General features: G+C 67.9%; 10 protein-coding genes. 7 read left to right on the forward strand and 3 right to left on the reverse strand.

Annotated elements, in window-relative coordinates; all coding sequences use genetic code 11:
* Together KHP16_RS17610 and KHP16_RS17615 are read left to right on the forward strand one after the other, a co-directional pair.
* Nucleotides 1–1,390 (forward strand): condensation domain-containing protein (locus KHP16_RS17610; RefSeq protein WP_244835851.1); only part of this gene is annotated, 1,390 nt, incomplete at its 5' end.
* Between the two features lie 10 nt (nucleotides 1,391–1,400).
* Nucleotides 1,401–6,977 (forward strand): non-ribosomal peptide synthetase, encoded by a 5,577-nt coding sequence (locus KHP16_RS17615; RefSeq protein ID WP_211960765.1) that lies wholly within the window; start codon nucleotides 1,401–1,403, stop codon nucleotides 6,975–6,977.
* Between the two features lie 25 nt (nucleotides 6,978–7,002).
* On the opposite strand, the gene KHP16_RS17620 is transcribed toward KHP16_RS17615, so the two are convergent.
* The gene (locus tag KHP16_RS17620; protein ID WP_109584661.1) at nucleotides 7,003–7,263 is read right to left on the reverse strand and encodes a hypothetical protein; all 261 of its coding nucleotides are present in this window, start codon (nucleotides 7,261–7,263) and stop codon (nucleotides 7,003–7,005) included.
* Nucleotides 7,260–8,414, reverse strand: coding sequence for a PepSY-associated TM helix domain-containing protein (locus tag KHP16_RS17625; RefSeq protein ID WP_115955082.1), 1,155 nt, complete (start codon nucleotides 8,412–8,414; stop codon nucleotides 7,260–7,262). The genes KHP16_RS17620 and KHP16_RS17625 overlap by 4 nt, the downstream gene beginning before the upstream one ends.
* A 139-nt stretch (nucleotides 8,415–8,553) precedes the next feature.
* Here KHP16_RS17625 and KHP16_RS17630 point away from each other — a divergent pair, with 139 nt between their 5' ends.
* Nucleotides 8,554–9,615, forward strand: a complete 1,062-nt coding sequence (locus KHP16_RS17630) for a GNAT family N-acetyltransferase (RefSeq protein ID WP_109584659.1) — start codon at nucleotides 8,554–8,556, stop codon at nucleotides 9,613–9,615.
* 60 nt (nucleotides 9,616–9,675) lie between these two features.
* Here KHP16_RS17630 and KHP16_RS17635 read toward each other — a convergent pair whose 3' ends face one another.
* Entirely contained in the window at nucleotides 9,676–11,025 is a 1,350-nt protein-coding gene (locus tag KHP16_RS17635) for a lysine N(6)-hydroxylase/L-ornithine N(5)-oxygenase family protein (RefSeq protein ID WP_244835853.1), read from the reverse strand.
* Nucleotides 11,026–11,177: 152 nt separating this feature from the next.
* On the opposite strand from KHP16_RS17635, the gene KHP16_RS17640 reads away from it, so the two are divergent.
* Genes KHP16_RS17640 through KHP16_RS17655 form a run of 4 tightly spaced genes read left to right on the forward strand, consistent with a single transcriptional unit; the run spans nucleotide 11,178 to nucleotide 13,889 of the window.
* The gene (locus KHP16_RS17640) at nucleotides 11,178–11,396 is read left to right on the forward strand and encodes an MbtH family protein (RefSeq protein WP_109584657.1); all 219 of its coding nucleotides are present in this window, start codon (nucleotides 11,178–11,180) and stop codon (nucleotides 11,394–11,396) included.
* Nucleotides 11,397–11,399: 3 nt separating this feature from the next.
* Nucleotides 11,400–12,149 (forward strand): thioesterase II family protein, encoded by a 750-nt coding sequence (locus KHP16_RS17645; protein WP_211960766.1) that lies wholly within the window; start codon nucleotides 11,400–11,402, stop codon nucleotides 12,147–12,149.
* Nucleotides 12,143–12,898, forward strand: coding sequence for a 4'-phosphopantetheinyl transferase family protein (locus KHP16_RS17650; protein ID WP_211960767.1), 756 nt, complete (start codon nucleotides 12,143–12,145; stop codon nucleotides 12,896–12,898). The genes KHP16_RS17645 and KHP16_RS17650 overlap by 7 nt, the downstream gene beginning before the upstream one ends.
* Nucleotides 12,899–12,905: 7 nt before the next feature.
* The gene (locus KHP16_RS17655; RefSeq protein WP_211960768.1) at nucleotides 12,906–13,889 is read left to right on the forward strand and encodes a TauD/TfdA family dioxygenase; all 984 of its coding nucleotides are present in this window, start codon (nucleotides 12,906–12,908) and stop codon (nucleotides 13,887–13,889) included.
* Nucleotides 13,890–13,910 lie beyond the last annotated feature (21 nt).

A 13,910-nucleotide genomic window follows, 5' to 3' on the forward strand; every position in this document is an offset into this window, starting at 1 on the left:
CGCGCACGCCACCGACGAGGCCATGCCCACCGGCGAGGTGCCGTTGCTCCCCGTGCAGCGGGAGTTCTTTGAGACCGCCATCCCCGAGCGGCATCACTGGAATCAGGCGGTTTTGCTGCGGCCGAAAGAAGCGATCGATCTCGTGCGTTTGCAGGCGGCGGTGGATCGGGTCGTCGCGCATCATGATGCGTTGCGGATGCGGTTCAGTCAGCGCGATGGCCAATGGACGCAGCGGTACGCCGACACATCGGTCACCACGGTGACACACGAGCCCGTCGATACCGACGCGCTCACCGATGCATGCACGCGCGCGCAGCGGAGCCTGAACCTCGAACAAGGCCCGCTGCTGCGCGTGGCCCGCTTCACGCTCCCGGACGGCTCGCAGCGCCTGCTCATCGCCATCCATCACCTCGTCGTGGACGGTATCTCATGGCGCATCCTGCTGGAAGACCTCCAGCAAGCGTACAGGGACGATGCGCCGCTGCCCGCCCGCACCTCGTCCTATCAGACGTGGGCGCGGAGGCTGCAGCAATACGCCGACTCGACCACCATGTCGGGTGAGGCCGCGTTCTGGCTCGCGCAAGCCGACGCGCCGCAACCGGTCCCCGACCATGATGTGCCGGCACGAACCCGCGATGCCGCCCACGAGACCGTGCGGCTCGACGCCCACCGGACCTCGCAGTTGCTTCAGGACGCCCACGCTGCCTACCGCACACGCATCAACGACCTGCTGCTCGCGGCAGTGGCATCCTCCGTGGGACAGTGGCTCGGCCATTCACGCGTTGGCATCGTGCTCGAAGGGCATGGCCGCGCGTCCCTGTTCGAGGAGGTCGATCTGTCGCGCACGGTTGGGTGGTTCACGTCGATCTACCCGATCGTGGTTCCCGTGGGCCTCGACATCGGCGATGGCATCCGGCAGGCCAAGGAGGCGTTGCGCGCCGTGCCGCAACAGGGCATCGGCTATGGGCTGCTCAGGCATGACGGCCCCGATGCCGTCCGCAATGCCCTCGCGGTGCGCGACCTGCCGCGCATCACCTTCAACTATCTCGGCCAGTTCGATCAGGGCGCCAGCGATCCCGGCGCGCTGTTCGTGCGCGCCGACGAGCCCTCCGGTGCAGGCCGCGGCCCCGATGCCCCGCTGGGCAACTGGATCACGATCAACGGACAGGTCTTCGACGGCGTGCTCGAGTTCCGCATCGGCTATAGCCGCGCACAGTTCGTGACGATGCAGCCCCTGGCGGAGGCGTTGCAGGGCGCGCTGGAGCGCGTGGTCGACCACTGCATCGCGCAGAGCACCGACGCGCAGCATCAGAGCCTCACGCCGTCGGACCTTGTGAACGTGAAGATGGATCAGGCGTCGCTGGACGCGCTGCTCGACACCGTGTTGTAGGAACATAGGCATGACTTCGGAACGACGCAAGCAGGACATCGAAACCATCGCCGCGCTGACGCCTCTGCAGCAGGGCGTGTTATTCCACGCGCTGGAGCGCGGGCACGAAGACCCGTATCACTATCAGCGCGTGTTCGTGCTGGAGGGCGACCTCTCCGTGCCGCGCTTCGAGCAGGCATGGCAGCAGGCTGCCGACCGGCATCAGGCACTGCGCACCGACTATATCGTCGGGGAGAGCGACACGCCGTTGCAGGTGATCTACAAACAGCGGCCCGTCGCGATCGAACAGGTCGACTGGCGCGATCAGGACGCACAGCGCCAGCGCGCGGCCCTCGAAGCATGGCTCGCGGTGCGGCGCGCGGAGGGCTTTGCATTCCGTCGCGCGGCCGATGCGCGGTTACGACTGATGCGCGTGAGCGACGCCCAGTGGTGGCTCGCCTGGAGCTTCCACCACGTGCAGATGGATGGCTGGAGCGTCGGCATTGCGCTGTCCGACGTGCTGCGCGCCTATTGCGGAGATGCCCTGCCACCGTCGTCGCGGCCGTTCAGCAGCTATCTGCAATGGCTGGGGCAACGCGATCATGCAGCGTCGTTGACGCACTGGCGGTCGGTGCTCGATCTTGCCGACGGACGTACGCCGCTCCCTTGCGCCGGTATCGAACGGCGGGCCGCGCGCGCGGGCTATGCCGAGCAAAAGCTCAGTTGTCCGCCGGCACTCAGTACCGCGTTGCGCGATGCCGCGCGCGGGGCGGGCGTGACGCTCAATACCGTCGTGCAGTCGGCATGGGGATGGCTGCTGGCACGCCATGCCGGCACCGATGGCGCGCTGTTCGGCACAACCGTGTCCGGCCGCTCCGGCGAGCTGCCCGGTATCGAGCAGACCGTGGGGTTGTTCATCAACACACTGCCATTGCATGTGGCGTCGCCTGCCGACATGTCCGTGCGCGACTGGTGGCGGGCGGTGCAACGCACCGCTGTCTCGAACCAGCAGCATGAACATACGCCGCTGCCGGATATTCAGCGGTTGCGCGATGGCGGGTCGCTGTTCGACAGCATCGTCGTGTTCGAGAACTATCCCGTGGACGCGGCCCTCCGGCAGCCCATCGAAGGACTTTCCATCCGTCTGCTCGATCTTCGGCAGCCGACGGGCGGCGGCGATGCGGTCGCGACGCACGGGCGAAATAATTTTCCGCTGAGCCTCATCGCGGTGGGCGAAGCGCAGCTGCATCTGACGCTGGCGTATCGGCGCGACGCCTTTGACGACGAGGCCATCGCTGCCCTGCTGAGGCAACTGGAGGCGGGGCTTCAGGCGATGGCGGACGATCCGTCGCGGCCGCTGGGGACTGTGGCGCTGCCCGCCGCTGACGGCGACGGGGTGCTGCGCGGTGAGGCGGCCGCGCCCGCCCCGCACGTGCTGGACGCGTGGGCGCGGCATCTGGCCGCCGATGGCGATGCGCCTGCATTCCAGGACGACGCCACCGTGCTGACGCGTGCCCAGGCGGATGGCCTGGCGAATGGCCTGGCGAATGGCCTCGCGCATGCGCTGCGAGCGCGGGGCGCGGGGCCGGAGCGCGTGGTGGCGCTGTGCCTCGATCGGTCTGTGGCATTTGCCGTCGGCTGGCTGGGCGTGCTGAAGGCGGGCGCTATCTGCCTGCCGCTCGACCCGGCGCAGCCTCCCGAGCGCTTGCGGCAATTGCTGCATGACGCCGGGGCCGTGGCGATCGTTGGCGCCGCCGCCGCGACGGACCTGCCCGTGTTGGACCCAATGAGCGTAGCGCCTCGCGCCGACTCACCGATGCACGAGCCGCCGATGCACGAGCGGCCCGATCAGGGCGCCTACCTGATCTACACATCCGGTTCGACGGGCGCGCCAAAGGGCGTGGTCATCAGCCATCGCGCGATCGCCCACTACACGGCCGGCGTGCTGGCACGCCTCGGCCTGCCGCGGAATGCCAGCATGGCGATGGTATCGACGCCGGCGGCCGACCTTGGCCACACGATGCTGTTCGGCGCGATCTGCGGCGGCCATCTGCTGCATCTGATCCCGGCACGGCGCGCGACGGATCCTGATCGCTTTGCCGAGTACATGGCGAGGCATCGCGTCGGCGCGCTCAAGATCGTGCCGGCGCATCTGCGCGGACTGCTGGAGGCGAAGGACGCCGCCAACGTGCTGCCCGCCCATGCGCTGGTGCTCGGAGGCGAGGCAACGTCCGCCGACCTGGCCGCGCGTCTGCGGGCGCTACGGCCGGAGATGCAATTGTTCAACCACTATGGGCCCACCGAGACGACCGTCGGCGTGTTGACGCATCAAGCGGAGATGGCGGGCATTGTCGCGAGTGGACCGGCCGTGCCGACGGGCTCGCCCCTCCCCGGTACGCAGGTCTACGTGCTCGACCGCGGGCTGAATCCCGTGCCGCCTGGCGTATCCGGCGAACTGTATGTCGGCGGTCCGCAGGTGGCACGCGGTTACCTGCGTCAGCCGGGCGTGACCGCGAGCCGCTTCGTGCCGGATCCATTTGCGTCGGGTGGACGGATGTATCGCACGGGGGACCGTGTGCGTCAGGACGAAGCGGGCCGCATTCACTATATCGGCCGCGCGGACGATCAGGTCAAGATTCGGGGCTATCGTGTCGACCCCGGTGAGGTCGCGCATGCGGTCCGGGCCGTCGAAGGTGTACGCGACGCAGCCGTGCTCGTGCGCGACGGCCGACTCGTGGCCTGGTGCGTGCTGGACGACGCCACGCCAGACGCCGTGCGTGCCGCGCTGCGGGACACGCTGCCCGACCATATGGTGCCGTCGCATGTGGTGCGGGTGGACCGGCTGCCGGTCACCGCCAATGGCAAGCTTGACCGGCGCGCGCTGCCCGATCCCGACGCGGCGGCTGACGCGTTCGTCCCGCCGCGGACCGAGACCGAGATCGCGCTCGCGCAAATCTGGCAGGACGTGCTGGGTGTACCGCAGGTCAGTGCGGGAGACAACTTCTTCGCGCTCGGCGGCGATTCGATCCTGACGCTCAAGATCATCGCCCGGCTCAAGAAGGGAGGCCGGCGTCTGTTGCCGAAGCAGGTGTTCGAGCACCCGGTGCTGGCCGATCTTGCCGTGGCGATGGATGCGATGATGGATGCGGCGGCGGCGACCCCCGCAGCCTCGGTCGTCTCCACCCTCGCCGACCGGTCGCAGCCGCTGGCCCTGTCGTTCACGCAGCAGCGGCTGTGGTTCCTCTGGCTGCTCAATCCGCAGGGCGGGACCTATAACATCCCGCGCGCGGTGCGTCTGCGTGGCAGGCTCGATCGCAAAGCGCTGCAACGGACGTTCGATGCGCTCGTGGCGCGTCATGAGGCATTGCGTACGACGTTCGATGCCGAAGGCAGCGCGGTGTGGCAACGCATACGCACGCCCGAACCCGTGAAGATCGGCGTCACCGATTTGCGCGCGGCGCCCGATACCGCGCCGGCCCATGCCGACGCCGAAGCGTTGGCGCCGTTCGATCTGCGCGACGGACCGTTGCTGCGGGTGCGATTGCTCCAACTGGCCGATGACGACCATGTGCTGCTTGTCACGTTGCACCATATCGTTGCCGATGGCTGGTCGATGGGCATCGTGATCGACGAGTTCGCACGGTTGTATTCAGGCTTCGCCACTGGCGCGCCCGTGGCGCTTCCACCGCTGGTCCAGCAGTATGCGGACCATGCGGCATGGCAGCGGCGGCCCGAGCAGGCCGTCGCGATTGCGCGGCAGCTCGACTGGTGGCGTGGGCATCTCGATGGCGCGCCGCCTGTGTTGGCACTGCCGACCGATAAGCCGCGGCCGGCCATGCCTTCCCATGCGGCGGACGTGGTGCCGATTGTGTTTGCACCGGCGCTGGTGGCGCAACTACGCGAGGTCGCGCAGGCTTCGCGGACGACGCTGTTCGGCGTGTTGCTGGCGGCGTTCCAGACGCTGTTGTATCGCGTGTCCGGCGAGACCTCGCCGTGTGTCGGCGTGCCGATTGCCAACCGGCATCGGGTGGAGACGGCGGATGTGGTCGGGGTATTCATCAATACGCAGGTATGGCGGGCGCGGCTCTCGCCGGCCATGACGTATCGCGAACTGCTGGCGCAGGTGCGCGAGACCGCTGCCGGCGCGCAGGCGCATCAGGACCTGCCCTTCGAGCAACTGGTCGAGGCCTTGCAACCCGCGCGCGATGTGTCCCGCAATCCGCTGTTCCAGGTCATGGCGAATCATCAGCGGCGCGATCGCCAGGCGTCGCGGCGCATTGCCGGTTTGACGGTGGAGCCTGTGGAGCGCCTGTCGCGCCGGACGAAGATGGACCTCTCGCTCGATACGCAGGAGGATGAGAGCGGCGCGCTGGAGGGCGTGCTGGGCTATGCCACCGACTTGTTCGACGCGGCGACCGTGGCGCGGTGGCGCGATCGGTATCTCGACATTCTTGCGGCCATGGTGAACCGGCCGGATGGCGCGCTGGGCGCCACGGATGTGGTGCCCAGCGCGGCCGCGCCTGCTCGGCCGCCCGCTCGTCCATCCAAGTCGGTAGCGTATGTTCCGCCGCGCACGCCGACGCAGCGATGGCTTGCCGGTGTGTGGGCAGGCGTGTTGGCCGTGCCGCGCATCGGCATTCACGACGACGTCTTCGCGACCGGGGCTCATTCGCTGCTGTGCCTGCAGGTTCTGGCGCAATTGCGCGCGTCGCCGTTGGGCGCTGGTGTCGCGCTGCGCGACCTGATGCAGTATCCAACGATCGCCGCGTTGAGCGATGTCATCGATGGCCGCGTCGGAGAGAAGGATGGCGCGGTGCCGCTCAATCGCGTGGTGACAGGGCCGCCGCTCTTCTGTGTGCATGCGTCGTTCGGCACGGTGTCCGACTACGCGCCGCTGGCGCAGGCGCTCGATGGGCAGCGCACGGTCTATGGGCTGGCATGTCCGCCGGTGGAACGCCTGGGCGACATCGAGGCGCTGGCTTCCGCGCACGTCGAGGCGCTGCGTCGCGCGCAGCCGCACGGGCCGTACCACCTGCTCGGGTGGTCGCTGGGCGGCGCGCTGGCCGCGCGCATGGCGTCGATGCTCGAGCGATCTGGCGAACAGGTGGCGTTTCTCGGCCTTGTGGACAGCTATGTGCCGAGGGCGGCCGGACATGTGGGGCGGTCGCGCGGGTCGATCGGGGAGCTGGTGGACTATCTCGAGCAGGCACTGCCGGGGCTCGATCGGGCGGCGCTCGAGGTGGAGGCGAACGCCGCAGGGGCGGAGGACGAGGCGCCCGCGCGTGTCGAGCGGATCGTGCGCGCGGCATTTGCGCAGTCGGGCGACGCGTCTCAGGCGGTCGTTCAGTCGGAGGTGACGTGCATGCTCGATACCGCGACGCGCCTGCGCGCGCTTGTTGCGGCGATACCGCTTGCAACGGTGCGCGTGGCCGTGGACAACTGGTGGACCGTGGACCGGGCGGATGCGGATATCGAACGCATGCACGCGCTGCTGCCGTCGTGCCTTGCCGCACAGCGGATCGATGCGACCCACCTCGGCATCGTCCGCGCTCCCGACTGGATCGCGGCGGTTACTGCCCGGCTTGCACACGGCGAGGTGCCGGCCTGATCAGGAAGGCGGTGAGGGCCCCGCCTCACCGCCCATCGGCGCTGGGCTCACGCTCCGCGCCCGGCAAAGGCGCAACGCGCCGTGGTGCGGCGGCGCGCGTCCTGGCCGAGGGCTTCAGTGCGTACCAGAGGCCGGTGGCCGTCATGGCCCCGAGCGCGGCCCATGAGATCCAGTCCCAGATGCCATCCGCAAACAGCGCCGCGGCAAGCCCGACGAGACCGATGGCCGCGAGCCATAACGGCGCGCCGTAGATCCACAGGAACGTACCCGTCCGCTTGTCGCTCATCGCGCCGCCTCCGCCACCGCCGGCGCGCGATGCGATGCCTCGATGTCCCGCAGGCGGGTCTGCATCTGCCGCGTCCGTCCGATCCACAGGTACAGCCCGCTCCCCAGCAGCACGATGGCAATCACATCGAGCACTGCCCATAGCACCTTCAAAGGCATCGCGCCATAGTCTCCAAAATGCAGCGGCCCAGAGATCCGTAGCGCTGCCACATACCAGGGCATGTCCCGCTTGGCCGCGAACTGGCCCGTCTCCGCGTCCACCAGCACCGGCTTGATGAGCCGCGACGTGATATGCGCGTCCCCGCGCATGAACACCGCATAGTGACGCGGCCCCGCAAGCGGCGTCCCCGGGAAGGCGACGAACGCGGTGGTCATATGCGGCTCCTCGGCCTGCGCAAGACCGATGGCCTTGTCCAGGGAGCTCAGCGCGCGCGGCGCCCCCTGCCCCACGAACGGGGCGACCATCGCCTTGAGCTCCGTCGATTGCCAAATGCTGTAGGTCGGCTTCGCCAGCGTGAGCAGCACGCCGGTAATGCCGACCACGGTCAGCCACGACAGCGTCGCCATGCCCAGCACGTTATGCAGATCGAGCCATTTGAGCCGCGAGGAGCGTTCGCGCCGAACCGTGCCGAACGGCAGCTTCTTCATCAGCGGTCCATACACGACCACCCCCGAGACGATCGACACCACGAACAGCAGCCCCATGAAGCCGAGGAACAGCGTCCCCGGAAGACCCGCAAACAGATCGGTATGGAGCTTGACCATGATGAGCATGAAGCCCGACCGCAATGGGGTATCGCGCAGCAGATGCCCCGTGCGCGCGTCGTAGGTCAGCAGCGCCCCACCCTGCCGCGGCGACTCGCGCGAAGACAGCGAGACGAACCACACGGGCTCCTCGTCATCGGCGGTGACGAAGCGGACGGCACTGCCGGGCCGGCGTTCCAATGCGTCCGCCACGATGCGATCCACCGGCATGCGGGCCGTGTCCGCCGGCATCTCCGGCGCCTCCACGCCGTTGCCGAACCAATGGTCGATCTCGTGCCCGAACACGAGCGGCAGGCCGGTCAGGCACAGCAGCAGCAGGAAGATCGTGCAGACGAGGCTGGTCCATTTGTGGACCAGATACCAGATTCGAAACGTGCGGATATGCATGGCGATCCGGCGATTTTGAGAATGATTCGCATTTTAACGAGTGTCGTCGCGGACATCTACCTAAATTCGCCGCGATCCCACGCGTCTCCTCGGATATCGGCCCCGCGTGGGGCTGTGAGAACCCATCCGGGAAAACACCATGTCTACTGACTTCACGCCGATCCACGGCTTCCGCGCGTTCGAGGCGAGCGGCAGGCCACTGCTCGTCTCCGCCGACGGGGAACAGCTCACGGTGCGCGCACGGGGCGCCGCCGAAGCGGAGGCCAGCTTCGCGCTGATCCGCACCGGGACGCCCGTCCTGCGGCTCGCCAGCACGACGCTCGACGGCGACGCGCTGACCAACGCCACGCTGGCCGCGCTGGAGGCCGTTACGACCTGCTGGCGCGTGCCGGCGGCAGGCCTCGATATCGAGCACCCCGCCACGCTCGACGCGCTGACGCAAATGGGTCTGGCCGAACCGGCCCGCGGACTGCCGCACGCGCAGCGGCAGTGCCGCGCCGAAATGCTGTGGCAGCATGCGCCGCTCTGGATGCCCGCCAAGACGCCCTATCCGCTGCGCTACACGATGACGGGCGAGAAGCGCCATCCCGTCCGTCCGCCCAAACCGAATGGCACGGTTTACGCCCGCTACATTCCCTGGCTCGGCCGCACGCTCACGCTGCGCGCCGCGACCGTCCAGGGCGATACCCCGTTGCTGCATCGCTGGATGAACGATCCCGACGTGGCGTACTTCTGGCAGGAGGAAGGCGACGAGGACAAGCATCGGCGCTATCTGCAGGGGCTCGTCGACGACCCGCACATGCTGCCGCTGGTGGTCGGCCTCGACGACTCCCCTTTCGGCTATTTCGAGATCTATTGGGCCAGGGAGAACCGTCTCGCGCCGTTCTACGACGCGCACGACCACGACCGCGGCTGGCATGTGCTGATCGGTGAGCCGGCATTCCGTGGCAAGTCCTTCCTGACGGCCTGGTTCCCGGCGATCCAGCATTACCAGTTTCTGGACGACCCGCGCACCCAGCGTATCGTCGGCGAACCGCGCGCCGATCATCACCGGCAGATCGCCAATCTCGACAAGGCGGGGTTCTCGAAGGTGAAGGAGTTCGATTTCCCGCACAAGCGGGCGATGCTCGTGATGTTGCTGCGGGAGCGGTTCTTTGGCGAGGGGCTGTACCTTCCGCATACCGAGGCAAATACGGCCTGAGCCGAGCCCGTCATCCGGCACGAGCGCGGGCGGTCGGGCTACGGCCGCCCACGCTGTCCGTCATTGCGACATCGGCACTGCCTCGGCCATGGCCTGCCGCGCGTGGGGCACGGCGTCCAGCGCGGGGAGCATGCGATCGTGCAGCGCTTCCACGATCTCCTGCGAGCGGATCGACAGCACCGACAGCAGCGTATCGCTGAGGCCATGGCTGTCCTCGCAGGCCCCCTGCAGGAAGATCCGCGCTTCGCACGACTCGCAGGTCCTGAGCCGGTAGCGGCGATCGACGCCAAAGCCGTCCTCCGGCAGCAAGGTGCCGAGCGGCGCAAGCATGCGCTGATAGGCGTCGCGCCGGTAGCCGGTGGCCACGATCACGAGGTCGTAGACGTGACGCTCGGCGCCGCCCTCTTCCCGATCGCGCAGCAAGCATTCGATGCCGTCGACGGAGGGCGTCACGCGTTCGATGTCACGGCTCGCGAGCAATGCATGCGGGGCGTGACCGCGCACGCGTTGCAGGTAGAGCATGTGATAGATCCGCTCGATCAGATCGACATCCACCACCGAGTAGTTGGTATTGCGGAACTCGTCGAGCATGCGGCGGCGGCGCTCGTCGGGTTGCCAGTAGATATAGTCGGTGAAGCCCGGGTTGAAGATCTCGTTCACGAACGGACTGTCGTCCGAGGGCTTGAGCGCGCCACCGCGCATGATCAGGGACACCGATGCGTCGCTGAAGCGTTGTATCAGGTCCATATAGACCTCCGCGGCGCTCTGCCCGCCGCCGATCACCGCGATGCGCCGCGGCTGCAAACCCGGGTTGGCGGCCAGATGTTCCAGATAGCGCGACGAATGCACGATGCGCGCGTCGCGCTGACCCTCGAACGCTTCCGGCACGAGCGGCTCCCCGCCCACGCCGATCACGAGATTGCGCGCGAAGCGTTCGTGCAGCCGCCCTTCGGCGTCGCGCGACCGTACCAGGAGCCGGCGCACCGCATCGTCAGTACCGGTCCCGTGGTCGGGCAGGATTTCGACGACCTCTTCCCCGTAGTAACAGCGGTCCTCGAAGTGGCCCGCCACCCATGACAGGTAATCATTGAACTCGAGCCGCGACGGGAAGAACGTCTTCAGGTTGATGAACGATTCGAGCCGCCCCTTGGCATGCAGGTAGCTGATGAACGAGTAGGCGCTGCGCGGATTGCGCAGCGTCACGAGGTCCTTCATGAACGAGATCTGCATGTCGGCATCCTCCAGCAGCATGCCGCCGTGCCAGACGAACGACGGCTTGCGCTCGATGAACGCGAACTGGGCGCGCGTGCCGTGGCTGGCGGCGTGCTCCTCCATGGCGATGGCGAGGGCCACGTTGGAGGGGCCGAAGCCGATACCCAGAAAGTCGTATTCCATTGCTCGATTGTTCATGCTGTCGCACCTTTCTCCGTCTGAGAAGCCCGCATCGGATACGGGTTGTCCCCCAGTGACGAACCGGCGCGCGCGATATTTACCCCGCCGTCGCGCTAAATCGGCGGCGAGGTCGTTCGTCTATGGCATATCGACACCGGGAGACCGACAACATGAGCATCGACAGCGACACCATCGACTTCCACGTCGTGATCAACGACGAGCAGCAGTACTCGATCTGGCCCGCGTATCGGCCCGTGCCCGCGGGATGGAATACCGTGGGCGTGACGGCGCCGCGGGCGCAGTGCCTGGCCTATATCGAGGCGCATTGGACCGATATGCGGCCGGCCAGCTTGCGCGCGCAGATGGATGCCGCGGCGTCTTCCCACTGAACGATGCGCGAGCCGGTCACGCTCTGGTGCCTCCCCAATGCGGGTGCCAGCGCAGCGTTCTACGCGGGATGGCGCCGGCATTTGGCGCCGCCGCTTCACGCGGCGCTCAGGGTAGCGCCGCTCGAGCTGCCGGGGCGCGGGGCACGGGCGGCCGAGCCGTTGCTTGAGGATTTCGATGCGCTGTGCGATGACCTCGAACGCGCGCTGATCGGTCGGCTTTCGCCCGGTCAGCCCTATGCCTTGTTCGGGCACAGCATGGGCGCTTTGCTTGCGCATGAACTCGCCCATCGGCTGCGTGAGCGACATCCGCCGCTGGCGCTGTTTGTCGCGGGTGCGGCGGCGCCGTCGTTGCGGGACCCTTCGCGTTTTGCGGGGCCGCTGGACGATGCGAGCTTGCTGGCGCAGATGCGGGAGCTTGGCGGGACGCCGCCCGAATTGCTGGATGATCCCGAGATGATGGCGATCGCATTGCCAATCTTGCGGGCCGATTATCGGGTGTGCGCGAGCTATCGAAGCAATCGGCTGCACCCTGTAACCCCGCTAGCCTGCGCGCTGCATGCGTTTGGGGGGCGTGCGGATCGTGCCGTCGGGGATGCGATTGCCGGCTGGCGATTGGCGTCTACCGGGCACACCTCGTTGACCTGGTATGACGGAGGGCATTTCTTCCTGCGGGATGCTCTGGGGGACATGCTTGCCCGGATGGCCAGCATGTTGGCGGATGTTCGTGCATCGGATGCCGCGACGCCATGCTGATCGAGCGGACGTTCCGGACGTTTGGGTTGGCCGGTGCGGTGCGGTGGTGGCTGGTGCCGATTGCCATCGAGCGGGAGCCCGCGGACGACCTGTGGGCCGATCTCGATGCGCTGGAGCTTCAGCGATTGACCCACTACCGCCAGCGCGCCGACCGCGCGCGGTTCGCCACGGTGAGGGCGACCCTGCGCCGGCTGCTGGGCGAGCGCCTTGGGCTCGCGCCGCGCGACGTCGCGTTCGAGCCTGGCGTACGCGGCAAGCCTTGCCTGCACGTCGGATGCGATGGCGGTGGCGCGGACAGCGACGGCGGCCATGCCCGTGACGCCGGTCGCTGGCACTTCAACGTGTCCCACAGCGGCGCGTGGGGCGCCATCGTCATCGCGCCGGGGAGCGCGTGCGAGGCCGTCGGCATCGATATCGAGCAGTGCCTGCCCGTGGCGCCGATGCCCCTCGCGGACATCGCGTTCTCGGCGCGGGAAGCAGGCCATCTCGCCGCGATGCCCGACGAGCGAGCGCGCCTGGAGCGGTTCTACCAGCTTTGGACAGTGCGGGAGGCGTATGCCAAAGCCACGGCCACGGGCATTGCCGAGCCACGATGGCAAACGACCACCTTCGTCCCAGCGGCCGGGGGCCAGTGGCATGCCGACGATGGCGGCGCCACGCTCGCATGGTCGCTGCCGCTTCCCGATGACCTCGCGCAGTACCGGGCCGCGCTGGCGCTGACGTCGCAAACATTGACACCTACGACCTGAGGTTCGCATGACCGACCTATCCCAACCGACCGCCGCGCACTTGAGCCAGCACGACCTCCCGCGCATCATGCGCGCCACGCATCAAGGCGAGTCGCTACTGGAAGCCCTCCCCCGCCTGCAGGCCGACATCGAGGCCACGCTGCTCACCGTCGGCGGCGTGCTGCTCCGCGGTTTCGACGTCGGCGGGCCCGAAGGCTTTCGCGCGTTCGCGGCCGGCTTCGGCCACCCGCTGCTGACCTATGAGTTCGGCTCGACGCCCCGCAGCCAGGTCACCGGCGGCGTTTACACGTCCACCGAGTACCCGGCCCACCAGTCCATCCCGCTCCACAACGAGCAAGCCTACACACGCGACTGGCCGATGAAAATCTGGTTCTACTGCGAAACCGCCGCACCGGTCGGCGGCGAGACGCCGATTGCCGACAGCCGCGCGATCTATCGCGCCGTGGACGCGGGCACGCGCGAGCGCTTCGCATCGCGGGGCCTCATGTACGTGCGCAATTACGGCAACGGACTCGACGTCCCCTGGCAGCAGGTATTCAACACCGAAGACCGCGCGGAGGTCGAGGCGTACTGCGCGCGCCACCAGATCGCCTGCGAGTGGAAGGATGACGGCGAGCTTCGCACGCGCCAGCATGTTCAGGGCGTGGCCGCGCATCCGGTGACGGGGGAGCACGTGTGGTTCAATCAGGCCCACCTGTTCCACGCCTCGGCACTCACCGAGGAAATGCGCGAGGTGCTCGTCGATGCCGTCGGTGCCGACAACCTGCCGCGCGACGTGTTCTATGGCGACGGCACTCCCATCCCCGACACCGAACTCGATGCCGTGCGTGGCGTGCTGGAAGCGCACAAGATCGTGTTCCCGTGGCAACAGGGCGACGTCGTCATGCTCGACAACATGCTGACCGCGCATGCGCGCGAGCCGTTCAGCGGACCGCGCAAGGTCGTCGTCGCCATGGCGCAGGCGCACGGAGCGAACCACGGCGCGGGATGACCCGATGCCACGCCACCCTGT

The sequence above is a fragment of the Cupriavidus plantarum genome (assembly GCF_905397285.1).
Lineage (GTDB): Bacteria > Pseudomonadota > Gammaproteobacteria > Burkholderiales > Burkholderiaceae > Cupriavidus > Cupriavidus plantarum.

Coding starts and splice junctions, on each gene's coding strand:
- KHP16_RS17615 (WP_211960765.1), top strand. CDS start 1,401: ATGACTTCGGAACGACGCAAGCAGGACATCGAAACCATCGCCGCGCTG.
- KHP16_RS17620 (WP_109584661.1), bottom strand. CDS start 7,263: ATGAGCGACAAGCGGACGGGTACGTTCCTGTGGATCTACGGCGCGCCG.
- KHP16_RS17625 (WP_115955082.1), bottom strand. CDS start 8,414: ATGCATATCCGCACGTTTCGAATCTGGTATCTGGTCCACAAATGGACC.
- KHP16_RS17630 (WP_109584659.1), top strand. CDS start 8,554: ATGTCTACTGACTTCACGCCGATCCACGGCTTCCGCGCGTTCGAGGCG.
- KHP16_RS17635 (WP_244835853.1), bottom strand. CDS start 11,025: ATGAACAATCGAGCAATGGAATACGACTTTCTGGGTATCGGCTTCGGC.
- KHP16_RS17640 (WP_109584657.1), top strand. CDS start 11,178: ATGAGCATCGACAGCGACACCATCGACTTCCACGTCGTGATCAACGAC.
- KHP16_RS17645 (WP_211960766.1), top strand. CDS start 11,400: ATGCGCGAGCCGGTCACGCTCTGGTGCCTCCCCAATGCGGGTGCCAGC.
- KHP16_RS17650 (WP_211960767.1), top strand. CDS start 12,143: ATGCTGATCGAGCGGACGTTCCGGACGTTTGGGTTGGCCGGTGCGGTG.
- KHP16_RS17655 (WP_211960768.1), top strand. CDS start 12,906: ATGACCGACCTATCCCAACCGACCGCCGCGCACTTGAGCCAGCACGAC.